This is a genomic window from Acidobacteriota bacterium (genome assembly GCA_040752915.1).
Classification (GTDB): Bacteria; Acidobacteriota; UBA4820; order UBA4820; family DSQY01; genus JBFLVU01.
In genome coordinates, this window is record JBFMHB010000008.1 from 1 (window position 1) to 15258 (window position 15258).

Consider the following 15258-nt stretch of genomic DNA (forward strand, 5'->3'; position numbering starts at 1 on the left):
GGGGAAGACCACCCTGGTCCTGCAGATTCTCGGGCATCTGGCCCTCGAGCGGGACGTCCTCTACGCGACGGGAGAGGAATCGCTGGAGCAAGTGGCTTCCAGGGCCTCCCGCCTGGGGGTGAGGGCCCCCCGGCTTCACCTGCTGGCCGAAACCTCGGTGGAGGGGGTGCTGGAGGAGGCGGACCGTCTCGCCCCCGCGGTCCTCGGGGTGGACTCCATCCAGACGGCCGCCACCGCCGGCCTGGCCTCGGCCCCCGGGTCCCTTTCCCAGGTGAGGGATTCGGCGGCGCGCCTGATCGAGGCGGGCAAACAGCGGGGAATGCCGGTCCTTCTGGTGGGCCACATCACCAAGGAGGGGCTCATCGCGGGTCCCAAGGCCCTCGAGCACATGGTGGACGCCGTGCTCTACCTGGAAGGAGAACGCTACCGGCACCTCAAGGTGCTGCGGGCCCAGAAGAACCGGTTCGGGGCCACCTCGGAGCTGGCCCTCCTGGAGATGACGGCCTCCGGGCTGGTCGCCGTCGAAAACCCCTCCGCGGCGCTCCTGGCGGACCGGCCCCTGGGCGTCGCGGGGACGGTCATCGGGGTGGCGGTCCAGGGGACGCGGCCCCTTCTCGTGGAGATCCAGGCGCTGACCTCCGCGTCGGCCTTCGGGCTTTCCAAGAGGATGAGCGCGGGCCTCGATCGAAACCGCGTCCAGCTGCTATCGGCCGTGCTCGAACGCGCCCTCCACATCACCCTGGGGGACCGGGACCTCTTCGTCAACGTGGTGGGCGGCATCGAACTCGAGGAGCCGGCCCTCGATCTTCCCCTCTGCCTCGCCGTGGCCTCCGCGTTCTTCGGCAAGCCCCTTCCCCAAGACCTCGCGGCCTTTGGGGAAGTGGGGCTCGCGGGGGAGGTCCGGGGGGTGGGCTCCGTTTCCGAACGGGTCCGGGAGGCCTCGGCCTTGGGATTCTCCCGGGGGATCCTCCCGGCATCGGACCTGGAACGGCTGAAAGAGAAGGTTCCCGGCTCGAAACTCCACCCCGTCCGAAGCCTCGCCGAGGCCGCCGAGATCCTTTTTCCCTGACGGGCGGTCCCGCTCGGTCCCTTAGTTGGAGGGAGACGGGGGCTGAGCCGGGGCCACCGGCGGGTGGCCCGCGGGGAGATCGGCGGGGTCCGAATGGCCGGCGGCCATCCCGTGGGGGTCGGCTCCGGACGCACGCGGGTGACCCCCCGGCATGGAGGCCCCGCCGGACGGCACCGCGCCGTGGCCGGTTCCGTCCGCCGGCCGGGAGGCGGAGACAGCCCACCGCCCGTCCTTCCGGGACAGCGTATAGGCGTAGGTCATGGCGGGGGCGCCCGGGGCCTCCTTCAAGCCGAAGTCCACGACGCACTCCGCCGAATCCCCGTTCACCTTGAGGTCGCGAAGTCCAAGGGTCATCTTGGTCACGTCCATTTGCCGGACCTCCGCCAGGTACGTCCGGACGGCGTCCAACACCGCGGCTTCCTCGGGCGAGGCCTGCGGGCCCGCGGACGCTTTTTCGGGAAGCGGCGCCTGGGCGGCGTCGGCGGTGGGGGAGGTCTGCGGGGACGAGCAGGCCGAGAGAAGAAGGCCCACGGGAAGGACGATCCAGGCCATGTGTCGCATCGAAATCTCCTCGGGATGCGGGGCGCCCTGCTCCTTCAGGGCCGCAGGGTCGCCACGAGCCGGTCAGGATACAGGAAAAGTTCGAGTCCCTCCAGGGGGTCCTTGACAAGGATTCGCGCGGCCTCCAGAGCCTCCCGGGCGCAGCCCTCGGGCCCAAGGACCGCGATTCCCAGGGCGGCGAGCCGGAGCATCGGCGCGTCGTTGACGCCGTTCCCCATGGCGGCGACCCCCTCCGGACCGAGCGACTGGACGGCTTCGGCCTTCCGCGGACCTCCGGGTCGGCCCGCCGGGAGGGTCTCCAGCCGAGCCCCCAAGGCGCGCGCCACCTCCCCGGCCGTGCCGAAGGTGTCGGCCGTGAGCAGGCGCACCTCCAGGACCTCCGCCACCCGGGCCACCGCCTCCGCCACCCCCGGGAGGAGCCGGCCATCCCGGGCGAGGGTGCCGTTCAGGTCAAGAAGAAGGTACCGGAGGTCCAGGCGGCCTCCTCCAGGGAGGGTCAGATGGATTCCCTTCGGTTCCGGCACGGAGTCCCCCTTTCCGCTGAGCAGTATAGACCCCGGGACGCGAGGGGAGGGGCTTGAAACTCCTGGGCGGGGGTTCCCGTCTAACGCTTCGGACGGTCGGCGGAGGTGGCCCATGACGAGACGAGCGGCGGGATTCCTGGCGGCGGCGACCTTGTGCGTGTGGGCCGGTTGCACTCAGGGCATCCTCGGGGCGGCGGCGACGGACCGGGTGGAGAAGACCCTCGCCTTGTCGGACGGGGGGACTCTCCGCCTGGAAAACGTGAACGGATCCGTAAGGGTGACCGAGGGGAAGCCCGGCGAGGTCCGCCTGGTGGCCGAGAAGCAGGTGCGGGCCCTGGAAGACGCCCGGGCGCGCGAGGTCCTGTCGCAAGTCCGTGTGGAGATCGAGGAATCGCCCGGCGAGGTGCGCATCCGGACCGTCTACCCGAAGATGAAGTCCGGGGGCTTCTTGAACCCCGGGGCGTCGGTTTCCGTCACGTACGCGCTCGAGGTCCCGAGGGGAACGGTCCTCGAACTCGCCACCGTCAACGGATCGGTGGACGTGAATGTGGCCGATGCTCGGGTGACGTGCGAAACGACCAACGGATCCATCGGCGTGGACCGGGCCGCCCTTCTCCATGCCGCCACCGTCAACGGCAAGGTCCGCTTCGACGTGGAAGACGTGGGCGAAGTCAGCAGCACCAACGGGGGCCTGACGGGCCGCATCCGCTCCCAGAGGCCCAAGGGGGGCCAGCTGGAGACGGTGAACGGGAGCATCGAGGTCACCCTCTCCGCGGAGGCCGCCTTGCGCGTCGAGGCGGAGAACGTGAACGGGTCCATCCGGTCCGAACTTCCGGGGCTCTCCCGCGCCAAGCACTCGGTGCGCGGGGAACTGAACGGAGGCGGGGGCACCCTGACCGTGGAGACGGTGAACGGGTCCATCGAGCTCCTTCAGAGCGGCCCTGGCCAGGAGAAGGCCGCCGCCTGAGGCGCATGCACGATTGGGAAGCTCGGGGGCGTCCGGCAGGGCGCCCCGTTCTTTCTTCCGGGAACGCCCTCCGCCCTGGGGGCGTTTTGCATTCCGGCCCGTACGGGGCCAGCCGCTAAGATCCCTGGCGTTGGGAGCCAAAACGTGATACATGGGAAGTTTCGGGAGCGCGCGAAGACCATGGACACGATCCGCATCCGGGGCGCCCGGGAGCACAACCTCAAGAACGTCGACCTCTCGCTTCCCAAGAACCGCCTGGTGGTGATCACGGGACTTTCCGGATCGGGCAAGTCCTCCCTCGCCTTCGACACGCTCTACGCCGAGGGCCAGCGGCGGTATGTGGAGTCCCTTTCGGCCTACGCGCGGCAGTTTCTCGACCTCATGCAAAAGCCCGACGTGGACGGAATCGAGGGCCTCTCTCCGGCCATTTCCATCGAACAGAAATCCACCTCCCACAACCCCCGCTCCACGGTCGGGACGGTGACGGAGGTCTACGACTACCTGCGGGTCCTCTTCGCCCGGGTGGGGCGTCCCTACTGCCCCTCCTGCGGGAAGCCCATCGCCAGCCAGACGGTTCAGCAGATGGTGGACCAGATCCTCTCCCTTCCCGAAGGGGAGAGAATCTACGTGCTGGCTCCGGTGGTGCGGGGGAGGAAGGGGGAGTACCGCAAGCTCCTCGCGGACCTTCTGAGGGAGGGATTTGTGAGGGCGCGGGTGAACGGCCAGGTGGTGGAGCTGCAGGACGGTCTTCCCCTGGAGCGCTACAAGGCCCACACCATCGAGGTCGTGGTGGACCGGCTCGTGATCAAGGCTGGGATCCAGGGCCGGCTCACCGAATCGGTGGAGCTGGCCCTTCAGAAGGGCGACGGGCTGGCCATCGTGCACCGGCTCTCGGAGGAGTCGGACCAGCTTTTCTCCGAGCGCCTTTCCTGCCCGGACTGCGGAACCGCGCTGCCCGAGATGGAGCCGCGCCTTTTCTCCTTTAACAGCCCCCACGGGGCGTGTGCGGAATGTTCGGGTTTGGGCGTGAAGATGGAGCTCGACCCGGCCAAGATCGTGCCGAATCCCGCCCTCTCCCTCAACCGGGGGGCCATCGCGCCGTGGCCCGGCGAAGGCGGCTTCTGGTACCGCGAAATGCTCGGCGGTCTGGCCCGGGAGATGGGTTTTTCCATGGACACCCCTTTCGGGAAGCTTCCCGAGGAGGCCCGGAACACGATCCTCTTCGGCACGAACGGCCGCAAGATCGCCTACGACGTGCGCAGGGAGAGGAGCCGGTACCAGTTCGAGCACGCCTTCGAGGGGGTCGTCCCCAACCTCCTGCGGCGGTATCGGGAGACCAAGTCCGAGTCCTCGCGGCAGGAGATCGAGTCCTTCATGTCCACCGCGCCCTGCCCGGCCTGCCACGGCCGCCGCCTGAAGCCCGAGGCCCTGTCCGTTCGCGTGGGGAGCCACACCATCGCCTCCTTCACGGACCTCTCCGTGGACCGGGCTCTGGAGGCGCTGGACACCCTGGAACTCGGGCCGCGGGACCGGGAAATCGCCCGCATGGTCCTGAAGGAGATCCGCAGCCGCCTCACCTTTCTCGCCAACGTGGGACTGGGGTATCTGTCCCTGTCGCGGTCGGCCACCACCCTCTCCGGCGGGGAATCCCAGCGGATCCGCCTGGCCACGCAAGTGGGAAGCCAGCTGACGGGGGTTCTGTACGTTCTGGACGAGCCCTCCATCGGCCTCCACCAGCGGGACAACCGCCGCCTCCTCGACACCCTCCTGGCGATGCGCGACCTGGGAAACACGGTGGTGGTCGTGGAGCACGACGAAGAGACCATCCGGAGCGCGGACCACGTGGTGGATCTGGGCCCCGGAGCGGGCGTCCACGGGGGAGAAGTCGTAGCCCAGGGACAGGTGCCCGATCTCTGCGAGAGCCCCCGGTCGGTGACAGGGGCCTATCTGGCGGGCCGCCGCTCCATCCCCATTCCGGCCAAGCGCCGGGCGCCCCGCGCCCACCTCCGGGTCCTGGGAGCGGAGGAGAACAACCTCAAGAACCTGGACGTCTCCGTTCCGCTGGGCGTCCTCACCGTCGTCGCGGGCGTTTCCGGATCGGGCAAGTCGACTCTCGTCCACGAGGTCCTCTACAAAGGGCTCATGGCGAAGATCTACCACAGCATGGACAAGCCGGGGCGCCACCGGGCCATCGAAGGGTGGGAGCGCCTCGACAAGGTCATCGAGATCGATCAATCCCCCATCGGGCGGACGCCCCGGAGCAATCCCGCCACGTACACCGGCCTGTTCACGCCCATCCGGGACCTCTTCGCACAGGTCCCCGAATCCCGGGCCCGGGGCTACCGTCCCGGCCGCTTTTCCTTCAACGTGAAGGGGGGGCGCTGCGAGGCCTGCCAGGGCGACGGCGTCCTCCAGATCGAGATGCACTTCCTGCCCGACGTGTACGTCACCTGCGACACGTGCAAGGGCAAGCGGTACAACCGCGAAACCCTGGAGGTCCGGTTCAAGGGAAAGACCGTCGCGGAGGTCCTGGACATGACGGTCAGCGAGGCCCTCGAGTTCTTCGAAAAGGTCCCCCTCGTTCACCGGAAGCTCCAGATGCTCGAAGATGTCGGGCTGGGCTACGTCCACCTCGGCCAGCAGGCCACGACGCTGTCCGGGGGCGAGGCTCAGCGCATCAAGCTCGCCCGGGAGCTCAGCCGCCGGGCCACGGGTCAGACCCTCTACGTCCTGGACGAGCCGACCACCGGGCTCCACTTCGAAGACGTGAAGCACCTCCTGGCCGTTCTCCACCGCCTGGTGGAGGCGGGCAACACGGTGGTGGTGATCGAGCACAACCTGGATGTCATCAAGTGCGCCGATTCCATCCTGGAATTGGGCCCCGAGGGGGGCGAGGCCGGGGGGCGCCTGATCGCCCAGGGGACCCCCGAGGAGGTGGCGGGGGTGGAGGCTTCGCCCACGGGCGCGTATCTTAAGAGGGTCCTAGGGGGGTCCCATGCCGACCTGGCCAGAGCCGTACCGGATTAAGATGATCGAGTCCATCCGCCTGCCCGAAAGGGCGGAGCGGGAAGCGCACCTGCAACGCGCCGGGTACAACCTGTTTCTGATCCCCGCCGAGGCGGTTTTCGTGGACTTGCTGACGGATTCGGGGACGGGCGCCATGAGCGACCGCCAGTGGTCGGCGCTCATGCGCGGGGACGAATCGTACGCCCAGGCCCGGTCGTGGTTCCGATTCTACGAAACGGTCAAAGGGATCACGGGCATGGACCACGTGCTGCCCACCCATCAGGGCCGCGCCGCGGAGAACATCCTGTTCTCGGAAGTGTCCCGCCCGGGCCGGATCATTCCCAGCAACAACCACTTCGACACGACGCGGGCCAACATCGAGTACTTCGGGGCCGAGGCTCTCGACCTGGTGATCCCCGAGGGGCGGGACCTGACTTCGCGCCACCCCTTCAAGGGCAACATGGACCTCCACGCCCTCGAGCAGACCCTTGCGCGCTGGGGGCGGGACAAGGTCCCGCTCTGCATGCTGACGATCACCAACAACACGGGTGGAGGACAGCCCGTCTCCCTGGAGAACATCCGGGGCGTCTCCGAAATCTGCCGCCGGGCGGGGGTGCCCTTCTTCCTCGACTGTTGCCGATTCGCGGAGAACGCGTACTTCATCAAGGCCAGGGAGGAGGCGTGCCGCTCCATGACCATCCCCGAGATCGTGCGCGCCATGTTCTCCTGCGCCGACGGGGCCACCATGAGCGCCAAGAAGGACGGGCTCGGCAACATCGGCGGTTTCCTGGCCCTGCGGGACGGGGACCTGGCGGGACGTCTGAAAAACCAGCTCATCCTCCGAGAGGGCTTTCCCACATACGGAGGGCTGGCGGGAAGGGACCTGGAGGCCCTGGCCACCGGCCTGGAAGAGGTGCAGGACGAGGCCTACCTGGAGGCCCGGATCGGCCAGGTCCGCCGTTTCGGTGAGGCCCTCGCGGCCCGCGGGGTGCCCATCCTCGAGCCCGTCGGCGGGCACGCCGTGTACCTGGATGCTCGGCGGGCGCTCCCCCACCTTTCCCCCGAGGAGCTGCCCGCCCAGAGCCTGGCGGTGGCCCTGTACAGGGAGGGGGGGGTCCGGGGCGTGGAAATCGGATCGCTCATGTTCGGAAAGCGGGCCGCCGACGGCACGTTTCTTCCGGCCGCCCTGGAACTCGTGCGGCTGGCCGTCCCGCGCAGGGTGTACACGGACAACCACCTGTCCTACACGGCGGAGGTGGCGGGCGAGGTGCTCCGCGATCCCGGTCGGTGCACCGGGTTCCGTATCGCCCAGGAGCCTCCCTTCCTCCGACACTTCACGGCCCGGCTGGAGCCCCTCCCGGGGCGGGGTTGAGGGGCGCCCGTGGAATCGGATAAGGTGGAGCGGGAGAGCGAGCGGCCATGATCACGGGATTCAACCAGGACGTGGTGTACCAGGGGAAGGTTTACCACGTTCAGACCGAGGACCGCGGGCTCGCCAATCCCATCATCGAGACGCTCATCTACGTCGGCGGGGAGATCCTCGCCTCGAAAAAGACCTCCTACGCCTCCCTGGTGGAATCGGATAAAGACGAGAAGAAGATCGCCGCGCTTCTCGAGCAGCAGCACAAGAAGGTGGTGGTGGACGTGCGTCTGGGCAAGTACGCAAAGGACGCAGGCCCCGCGGCATTTGGGGAGGGGATCATCTCCCCTCGGAGCCTGGACGAGGTGATTCTCGACTACCTGACCAGCGAGAGCGAGGGGGAGCGCCTTTCGGTGGAGGTCCTGGACCAGTCACCCTTTGTGGCCGCCGAGCGCGGGTGGTTCCAGGTGAGGGCCAAGACCGACATCAGCGGAACGCCCCTGAAGGGCGCCGCGGTCTGCGTGGACCTCGTCTCGGCCGATGGGGCTCGCCAACGCCTCTTTTCGGGGACCACCGGTTCGGAGGGCCTCTGCTCGGCCGCCTTTCAGATCCCGGCCGTGTCGGGGAGCGCCGTGGTCCTCCTGGAGGTGAGCCACGAGCGCGGGACCTTCAGCCACAAGGCGCTCGTGACCCGGGGGGGAGGACCGTGACCCTCCTGGTGAACGGCGCCCCGCGTGAAGCGGTGGAGGGGATCACCCTCCGGGAGTTCCTCGAAAGCCTGGGACTGGCCACTTCCCGAGTGGCGGTGGAGCGGAACGGAACCGTGGTCCCGCGGGCCGAGTACGACTCCGAAGTCCTGGTGGAGGGGGACCGCTTGGAGGTGGTCCAACTCGTGGGCGGCGGCTAGGGGCTGCCTCGTGGAGGGCATTCGCCCCATCCCCGCGCCTCGGTTTCCGTCTGGACTGGTGGGCGGTGTCCGGTTCGAACGGACGACATCCTGCGTGTAAGGCAGACGCTCTTCCGCTGAGCTAACCGCCCGGAGGAGAGAGTGTAACGAAATGGTGCGTTTTCGTCAAAGGCGCTTTCACCCGTCGGGCGGCACACCTTGACCCTGTGGAGGCAAGTCTGTTACTCTCTTTCTTCTCGATCGAGCGTCCGATCCTCTCTGGGGGGGAGCACAGGTGCTTGAAGAAATCGCAAGGAACTGGTGGCATATCCCTATCCTCATGGGGATGATCCTGATCTATGGCTGGCTCCTGAACCGGGCCTTCTTCCGGCCGGTCCAGGGTGTGCTCGAAGAGCGAAAGAGAAGGATCCAGGAATCCTCCTCCCTGTCCGCCATGTCCCAGGAGACCCTGAAGGCCCGCTACCTGGAGTACGACCAGGCCGTTCTCGAGGCCCACCGCCGCGCCACGCGGGTGAAGGAAGAAGCCCGGAACCAGGCCCTCCAGACGCGGAGCGAGGTGCTCGGGTCGGTCAAGGCCGAGGTGGACCGGGACCTGCGGCGGCGCGAAGCGGAGCTGAGCGCCAACGTGGCGGAGGTGAAGCGGGCCCTGGAAAAGGAGATCCCCCAGGTGTCGCGGCTCCTGGCCGGGAAGATCCTGGGCAGGGAGGTGGCCCTTTGAAGAACCGAATCGGGCTCGCCATCATGCTTCTGTGGCCGTCCCTGTCCGCGCTGGCGGAGGGGGCGCAGGAAGGCCACGGCGAGGCGGCGGGTTGGGGTGCGCCCATCTGGGGCGTTCCTACCATCGCCTGGCAGATCATCAACACCCTCCTCGTCGTCGTCTTGTTCGTCTTCCTCCTCCGCCGCCCCGCCCCGAAGTTCTTCGCGGGCCGGGCCAAGGAAATCCAGGACCTCCTGGAGAAGGCCCTTCGTGAAAAAGAAGAGGCCACCCGGAGCCTCCGCGAGATCGAGGTGAAGATGTCCCGCCTCGACGAGGAAGTGGCGGCCATCGAGCGCGCCGCCCGCGAGGCCGCCGAGGCGGACAAGGTCCGGCTCCAGCAGGAGGCCGAAGCCGCCAAGGCTCGGATCCAGCAGGAGGCGGGCCTCGAAATGGAGCGACAAATGGTCCAGGCCAAACGGGACCTTCGGGCCTGCGCTGCGGACCTCGCCGTCCAGGCGGCCCGGGAGATCCTCGCCAAGAGCCTCACGCCCGAGGACGAGGCGCGCATCCAGGGACGGTTCCTCAACCTGATGGAGGATCGCCATGAGCGGCGTGGGTAGGCGGTACGCCGGCGCGCTGATGGCCTCCCTCAAGGGGGCCGACCCCGAGGCCGTCCTCCGGGACCTCACGGCCTTCGAAGGCTGGTTGAAAGACGTCAAGGGCCTTCGGGCCGCCTTCGAGAACCCCGGCGTGCCCGCGGGGATCAAGGAGAACCTGGTGCGTGAGCTGGCCGGAAAGGCGGGCTTCCAGGAAGCCAGCGCCCGGTTCATTCTCCTCGTCGTGGAGAAGGGCCGCGTGGGCCAGTGGAGCGACATGGTCAAGGCCTTCGGGGAAACCCTGGACGAGTCCAGAGGGGTCCTGCGCGGGCAAGTCGTGACGGCCCGGCCCCTGGATGGGAAGGAGGCCGAGGCCTTCGCCTCGCGGCTGGGAAAGGTGTTCGGGCGCCCCGTTCGGCTGGATGCCCGCGTGGCCCCGGAGATCCTCGGGGGGGTGCAGGTTCAGGTCGGTTCGACCGTTTACGACGGGTCCGTGGCGGGGGCGCTCAAGGCCCTCCGCGAAGACCTGGCGAAGGGGTAGGCGAGCATGATCAAGACGGAAGAGATCACCAAGATTCTCAAGGCCCAGCTGGAAGGATTCGAGAGCCGGATCGATGTGGCCGAGGTGGGCTACGTCACGTCCGTTGGAGACGGCATCGCCCGCATCTACGGCCTCGAGAAGGCCATGGCCGGTGAGCTCCTCGCCTTCCCCAACGACGTCTACGGCATGGCGCTGAACCTCGAGGAGGACAGCGTCGGCGCCGTGCTCATGGGGGACACGGACAAGATCCGGGAGGGCGACGAGGTCCGTCGCACGAAACAGATCATGTCCGTGCCGGTGAGCGAGGCCATGGTGGGCCGCGTCGTGGATCCCCTCGGCCAGCCTCAGGACGGGCGGGGGCCCATCGAAAGCAAGGAGCGGTACCCCATCGAGCGGATCGCCCCCGGCATCGTCCAGCGCGAGCCCGTCAAGATCCCCCTCCAGACGGGTCTCAAGGCCATCGACGCCATGATCCCCATCGGGCGGGGCCAGCGCGAGCTCATCATCGGCGACCGCCAGACGGGAAAGACCGCCGTGGCCGTCGACACCATCATCAACCAGAAGGGAAAAGGCGTCATCTGCATCTACGTGGCCATCGGGCAGAAGCGCTCCACCATCGCCCAGGTCGTGAAGACCCTCACGGACTACGGCGCCATGGAGCACACCATCGTGGTGGCCGCCTCGGCCTCCGAGCCCGCCTCCCTCCAGTACATCGCCCCCTACTCGGGATGCGCCATGGGCGAGTACTTCATGTACAACGGCGGCCACGCCCTCTGCATCTACGACGACCTCTCCAAGCACGCCGCGGCCTACCGCGAGATTTCCCTCCTCCTGCGCCGCCCTCCGGGACGCGAGGCGTACCCCGGCGACGTCTTCTACCTCCACTCCCGGCTCTTGGAGCGCGCGGCCAAGCTGAACCAGAAGGGGGGAGGCGGGTCCCTCACGGCCCTGCCGGTGATCGAGACCCAGGCCGGTGACGTCTCGGCCTACATCCCCACCAACGTCATCTCGATCACCGACGGGCAGATCTACCTGGAATCGGACCTCTTCTACCAGGGCGTCCGCCCGGCGCTCAACGTCGGCATCTCCGTCAGCCGCGTGGGCGGCAATGCCCAGATCAAGGCCATGAAGGCCGTGGCGGGTACCCTGCGCCTGGAGCTGGCGCAGTACCGGGAGCTGGCCGCCTTCGCGCAGTTCGGATCGGACCTGGACAAGGCCACCCAGGCCCAGCTCCACCGGGGCGTCCGCCTGGTGGAAATCCTCAAGCAGGACCAGTACCAGCCCCTGGACGTCGTGAAGCAGATCGCCATCATCTACGCCGCGACCCACGGGTTCCTCGACGACCTGGAAGTCAAGGAGTGCCGGGTCTTCGAGGCGGGCCTGAACCGCTACCTTGACCTCAATGGCCAGGCCTGGGCCGACGCGCTCATGGAAAAGAAGGTGCTCGACGAGGCCCTCAAGTCCCAGATCGAGGACCTTCTCAAGAGCTTCAAGCACCAGTACCTCAAAGAGCGGGAAGCGAAGTAGGCCATGCCGAACCTGAGGGACATCCGGAGGCGGATCCGCTCCGTCCAGAGCACCCAGCAGATCACCAAGGCCATGAAGATGGTGGCCGCGGCGAAGCTGAGGCGCTCCCAGGAGCGCATGATGTCCGCGCGCCCGTATGCCAACAAGATGCTCGAGGTCCTCAACTCGCTCGCGGCGCGGACGGACCAGACGGCGCACCCCCTTCTCACCATGAGGGAGGAAGGGCGCGTCCGCATCGTCGTCCTCACGGGGGACCGGGGACTGTGCGGTGCCTTCAACACCAACATCCTCCGCTACACCCTCAAGCACGCCTCGGAACTCCAAGCGGAGGGCAAGGCCGTCGTCGTGGACTGCATCGGCCGAAAGGGGCGCGATTTCTTCAAGCGCAGGTCCTTCGAGATGGGCGGCCAGTGGGTGGGGCGCTTCGCCAAAGTCTCCTACGACGACGCCGAAGAGATCTCCAGGGAGCTCACCGAGAAGTTCGTCGGCGGGGAATGCGACGCGGTCTACCTGATCTACAACCATTTCAAGAGCGTGATCACCCAGAAGATCGTGGTGGAGCGGCTCTTGCCCATCCCGCGGATGGAGGTCGAGTCCGAGGAGCCCCTGGTGGATTACCTCTACGAACCCACCCCGAAGGAACTCTTCGGGACGCTGCTGCCGAAACACGTGGGATTCCAGGTGTTCCGCGCCATGCTGGAGTCTGGGGCGGCCGAGCACGCGGCACGCATGACGGCGATGGAGAGCGCCACGAACAATGCCCGGGATATGATCGACCGGCTCACCCTCTACGCGAACCGGGTGCGGCAGGCGGCGATCACCAAAGAAATCATCGAGGTCGTTAGCGGGGCCCAGGCCCTGGGTTGATGGGAGAGGTGCACATGGCAGTCGAAGGAAAAGTCGTAGCGGTCATCGGGCCCGTCGTGGACGTTCAATTCCCGGCGGACCACATCCCCGAGATCTACCACGCCGTGCACATCACCGCCGAAGGGTTCGACGCGACGGTGCCCATCGACGTGACGGCCGAAGTGGCCCAGCACCTCGGCGAGGGCCGGGTTCGCTGCGTGGCCATGGAACCCACGGACGGCATGGTGCGCGGGATGAAGGCCACGGACCTGGGGACCCCGATCATGGTCCCCGTGGGAAAGGAGACCCTGGGGAGGATCCTGAACGTCCTCGGCAAGCCGGTGGACGAGCTGGGTCCGGTGGTCACGGAACAGCAATTCCCCATCCACCGGTCCGCCCCGCCCTTCGCCGACCAGGCCACGTCCGCGGACATGTTCGAGACCGGCATCAAGGTCGTCGACCTCCTCGAGCCCTACCTGAAGGGCGGAAAAACGGGGCTCTTCGGCGGCGCCGGCGTGGGCAAGACGGTCCTCATCATGGAGCTCATCAACAACGTCGCCATGCACCACGGCGGCGTTTCCGTCTTTTCGGGGGTGGGCGAGAGAACCCGCGAGGGGAATGACCTGTGGCTGGAGATGACCGAGTCGGGCGTCATCAGCCCCGGACACCCGGACAAATCCAAGGCCGCGCTGATCTACGGCCAGATGACCGAGCCGCCGGGGGCCCGCCTTCGGGTCGGGCTGACGGGCCTGACGGCCGCGGAGTACTTCCGGGACGTGGAGGGGCAGGACGTTCTTCTGTTCATCGACAACATCTTCCGCTTCACCCAGGCGGGGTCCGAGGTGTCGGCCCTCTTGGGCCGCATGCCCTCGGCCGTCGGCTACCAGCCCAACCTCGCCACCGAGATGGGTGAGTTGCAGGAGCGGATCACCTCCACGAAGAAAGGGTCGGTCACCTCGGTTCAGGCCATTTACGTTCCCGCCGACGACCTGACGGACCCTGCTCCCGCCACCGCCTTCGCCCACCTGGACGCCACCACGGTTCTCTCCCGTCAGCTGACGGAGCTGGGCATCTACCCCGCAGTGGACCCGCTGGCTTCCACGTCTCGGGTTCTCGACCCCCGGATCGTGGGCGAGAGACACTACACCGTGGCCCGTCGGGTTCAGGGCGTGCTGCAGCGGTACAAGGACCTTCAGGACATCATCGCGATCCTGGGAATCGACGAGCTGAGCGAGGACGACAAGCTCATCGTGGCCCGGGCCCGCAAGATGCAGAGGTTCCTGTCCCAGCCGTTCCATGTGGCTGAACAGTTCACGGGCATGAAGGGCAAGTACGTGAAGATCGAAGAGTCGATCCGGGGCTTCGAGGAGATCCTGGACGGCAAGCACGACGGTATGCCGGAGCAGGCGTTCTACATGGTCGGCACCATCGAGGAGGCCATGGAGAAAGCCGAGCGCCTCGCCAAGCAAGGTTGAGCCATGGCGGCGACCTTCGAAATCCCGAAAAAGCTCCTCCTGACCGTGGTCACGCCCGAGCGCCACCTCGTCCACGAACCGGTGGACGAGGTATCCCTGCCGGGCACCGAAGGGTACCTCGGCGCCCTCCCCGGGCACACCCAGCTCTTGACGTCGCTCAAGATTGGTGAGATAAAGTACAGGATCGGGAGCGACTGGCGCTACCTCGCCGTTTCGTGGGGTTTCGTGGAGATCCTTCCCGACAAGGTGACGGTGCTCGCGGACTTGGCCGAGCGGGCCGAAGACATTGACGTGGAGCAGGCCAAGCAGGACGCCGAGTCGGCGAGGGCGCGCCTCCGGCACCCCGACGCCGATTTCGTTCAGGCCCAGATCGCCCTGGAGCAGGCGCTCGTTCGGATGCAGGTGGCCTCCAAAGGCGCGCCGCTCCCCCGGTGAGTGAAGAGGGGCCAGTCAGGAAGGCAGTAGCATGAAACGGACTTTCCAGCCGAACCGGCACCGCAGGGCGAAGACGCACGGATTCAGGGCCCGCATGGCCACGCGCGGCGGGCGAGAGGTGCTCTCGCGGCGGCGGGCGAAGGGTCGCTGGCGCCTGACGCCGGCGTGACCGTTCCCACCGGACCCTTTTCCAAGCAAGACCGGATTCGCTCCCGCGCCGAATACAGAGCCCTGTACGGATCGTGCAAGGCGATGCACGTGGGGTGCCTCGTTTTCTACGCCGCGTCGGGCGACGGGCCGCGTCGCCTGGGCGTCACGGTGCCCAAAAAGGTCGGCGGAGCGGTCGTGCGAAACCGGGTCAAGCGTTTGGTGCGGGAGGCCTTTCGCCAGGAGCGTGGCGGGCTTCCCGACGGGTGCCGGATCGTGGTCAACGCCAGGCATTCGGCGGCTCGGCTTACGCTGGCCGAGGCCATGGGGGCTTTCCGAAAGGTGGCGGAGCGCCTGGCTCGTGAGGGGTATCCGCAATGAGGCGGCTTGCGATCTGGGCCATTCGCGTCTACCAGATGTCCCTCTCGCCCTATCTCGGGGGGGCCTGCCGGTTCGTGCCCTCCTGTTCGCAGTATACCCTGGAGGCCATCGAAAGGTTCGGCGCCCTCCGGGGGACATGGCTGGGGGTGCGGCGCATCGTGCGCTGTCATCCCTTTGCGGAGGGCGGGTACGATCCGTGTCCGCCCGGGCCGCGCTGAG

18 protein-coding genes and 1 tRNA gene are annotated in these 15258 nt (G+C 67.6%); 16 read left to right on the top strand and 3 right to left on the bottom strand.

The window, feature by feature from the left end; genetic code table 11:
- Nucleotides 1-1069: S16 family serine protease (locus AB1824_02700; GenBank protein ID MEW5763863.1), on the top strand; the 1069-nt coding region annotated here is incomplete at its 5' end.
- A gap of 21 nt (nucleotides 1070-1090) precedes the next feature.
- On the opposite strand, the gene AB1824_02705 is transcribed toward AB1824_02700, so the two are convergent.
- Together AB1824_02705 and AB1824_02710 are read right to left on the bottom strand one after the other, a co-directional pair.
- The gene (locus AB1824_02705) at nucleotides 1091-1630 is read right to left on the bottom strand and encodes a hypothetical protein (protein MEW5763864.1); all 540 of its coding nucleotides are present in this window, start codon (nucleotides 1628-1630) and stop codon (nucleotides 1091-1093) included.
- Nucleotides 1631-1665: 35 nt separating this feature from the next.
- Complete coding sequence (locus AB1824_02710) at nucleotides 1666-2154, bottom strand: HAD family hydrolase (GenBank protein MEW5763865.1); 489 nt, start codon at nucleotides 2152-2154, stop codon at nucleotides 1666-1668.
- 112 nt (nucleotides 2155-2266) lie between these two features.
- Here AB1824_02710 and AB1824_02715 point away from each other — a divergent pair, with 112 nt between their 5' ends.
- The 5 genes from AB1824_02715 to thiS all read left to right on the top strand — a co-directional run bounded on the left by AB1824_02715 (nucleotide 2267) and on the right by thiS (nucleotide 8394).
- Entirely contained in the window at nucleotides 2267-3121 is an 855-nt protein-coding gene (locus tag AB1824_02715) for a hypothetical protein (protein MEW5763866.1), read from the top strand.
- Nucleotides 3122-3301: 180 nt separating this feature from the next.
- Nucleotides 3302-6148: an excinuclease ABC subunit UvrA gene (gene uvrA / locus AB1824_02720; protein ID MEW5763867.1), complete on the top strand. Its 2847-nt coding sequence runs from the start codon at nucleotides 3302-3304 to the stop codon at nucleotides 6146-6148.
- Nucleotides 6117-7499, top strand: coding sequence for a tryptophanase (locus tag AB1824_02725; protein ID MEW5763868.1), 1383 nt, complete (start codon nucleotides 6117-6119; stop codon nucleotides 7497-7499). Before uvrA ends, AB1824_02725 begins: the two co-directional genes overlap by 32 nt.
- Nucleotides 7500-7546: 47 nt before the next feature.
- Nucleotides 7547-8197, top strand: coding sequence for a hypothetical protein (locus AB1824_02730; protein ID MEW5763869.1), 651 nt, complete (start codon nucleotides 7547-7549; stop codon nucleotides 8195-8197).
- The gene (gene thiS, locus AB1824_02735) at nucleotides 8194-8394 is read left to right on the top strand and encodes a sulfur carrier protein ThiS (GenBank protein MEW5763870.1); all 201 of its coding nucleotides are present in this window, start codon (nucleotides 8194-8196) and stop codon (nucleotides 8392-8394) included. The genes AB1824_02730 and thiS overlap by 4 nt, the downstream gene beginning before the upstream one ends.
- A 56-nt stretch (nucleotides 8395-8450) precedes the next feature.
- Here thiS and AB1824_02740 read toward each other — a convergent pair.
- Nucleotides 8451-8525: transfer RNA gene (locus tag AB1824_02740), tRNA-Val, on the bottom strand.
- A gap of 143 nt (nucleotides 8526-8668) precedes the next feature.
- Here AB1824_02740 and AB1824_02745 point away from each other — a divergent pair.
- Genes AB1824_02745 through yidD form a run of 10 tightly spaced genes read left to right on the top strand, consistent with a single transcriptional unit; the run spans nucleotide 8669 to nucleotide 15257 of the window.
- A complete protein-coding gene (locus tag AB1824_02745) occupies nucleotides 8669-9112 on the top strand; it encodes an ATP synthase F0 subunit B (protein ID MEW5763871.1) in 444 nt (147 codons plus the stop codon).
- Nucleotides 9109-9711, top strand: coding sequence for an ATP synthase F0 subunit B (locus tag AB1824_02750; protein ID MEW5763872.1), 603 nt, complete (start codon nucleotides 9109-9111; stop codon nucleotides 9709-9711). The genes AB1824_02745 and AB1824_02750 overlap by 4 nt, the downstream gene beginning before the upstream one ends.
- Nucleotides 9695-10228 carry an ATP synthase F1 subunit delta gene (gene atpH / locus AB1824_02755; protein MEW5763873.1) on the top strand — a complete coding sequence of 178 codons (534 nt, stop codon included), beginning with the start codon at nucleotides 9695-9697 and terminating at the stop codon, nucleotides 10226-10228. Before AB1824_02750 ends, atpH begins: the two co-directional genes overlap by 17 nt.
- A 6-nt stretch (nucleotides 10229-10234) precedes the next feature.
- A complete protein-coding gene (atpA, locus tag AB1824_02760; protein ID MEW5763874.1) occupies nucleotides 10235-11755 on the top strand; it encodes a F0F1 ATP synthase subunit alpha in 1521 nt (506 codons plus the stop codon).
- Nucleotides 11756-11758: 3 nt separating this feature from the next.
- Entirely contained in the window at nucleotides 11759-12622 is an 864-nt protein-coding gene (gene atpG, locus AB1824_02765) for an ATP synthase F1 subunit gamma (protein ID MEW5763875.1), read from the top strand.
- A gap of 14 nt (nucleotides 12623-12636) precedes the next feature.
- Nucleotides 12637-14076, top strand: coding sequence for a F0F1 ATP synthase subunit beta (atpD, locus tag AB1824_02770; GenBank protein MEW5763876.1), 1440 nt, complete (start codon nucleotides 12637-12639; stop codon nucleotides 14074-14076).
- Between the two features lie 3 nt (nucleotides 14077-14079).
- Nucleotides 14080-14511 (top strand): F0F1 ATP synthase subunit epsilon, encoded by a 432-nt coding sequence (locus AB1824_02775; protein ID MEW5763877.1) that lies wholly within the window; start codon nucleotides 14080-14082, stop codon nucleotides 14509-14511.
- A 31-nt stretch (nucleotides 14512-14542) separates the two neighbouring features.
- Nucleotides 14543-14680, top strand: coding sequence for a 50S ribosomal protein L34 (gene rpmH / locus AB1824_02780; GenBank protein ID MEW5763878.1), 138 nt, complete (start codon nucleotides 14543-14545; stop codon nucleotides 14678-14680).
- Nucleotides 14677-15039, top strand: coding sequence for a ribonuclease P protein component (gene rnpA / locus AB1824_02785; protein ID MEW5763879.1), 363 nt, complete (start codon nucleotides 14677-14679; stop codon nucleotides 15037-15039). Before rpmH ends, rnpA begins: the two co-directional genes overlap by 4 nt.
- Nucleotides 15036-15257, top strand: a complete 222-nt coding sequence (gene yidD, locus AB1824_02790) for a membrane protein insertion efficiency factor YidD (GenBank protein ID MEW5763880.1) — start codon at nucleotides 15036-15038, stop codon at nucleotides 15255-15257. The genes rnpA and yidD overlap by 4 nt, the downstream gene beginning before the upstream one ends.
- The last annotated feature ends 1 nt before the right edge of the window (nucleotide 15258 follow it).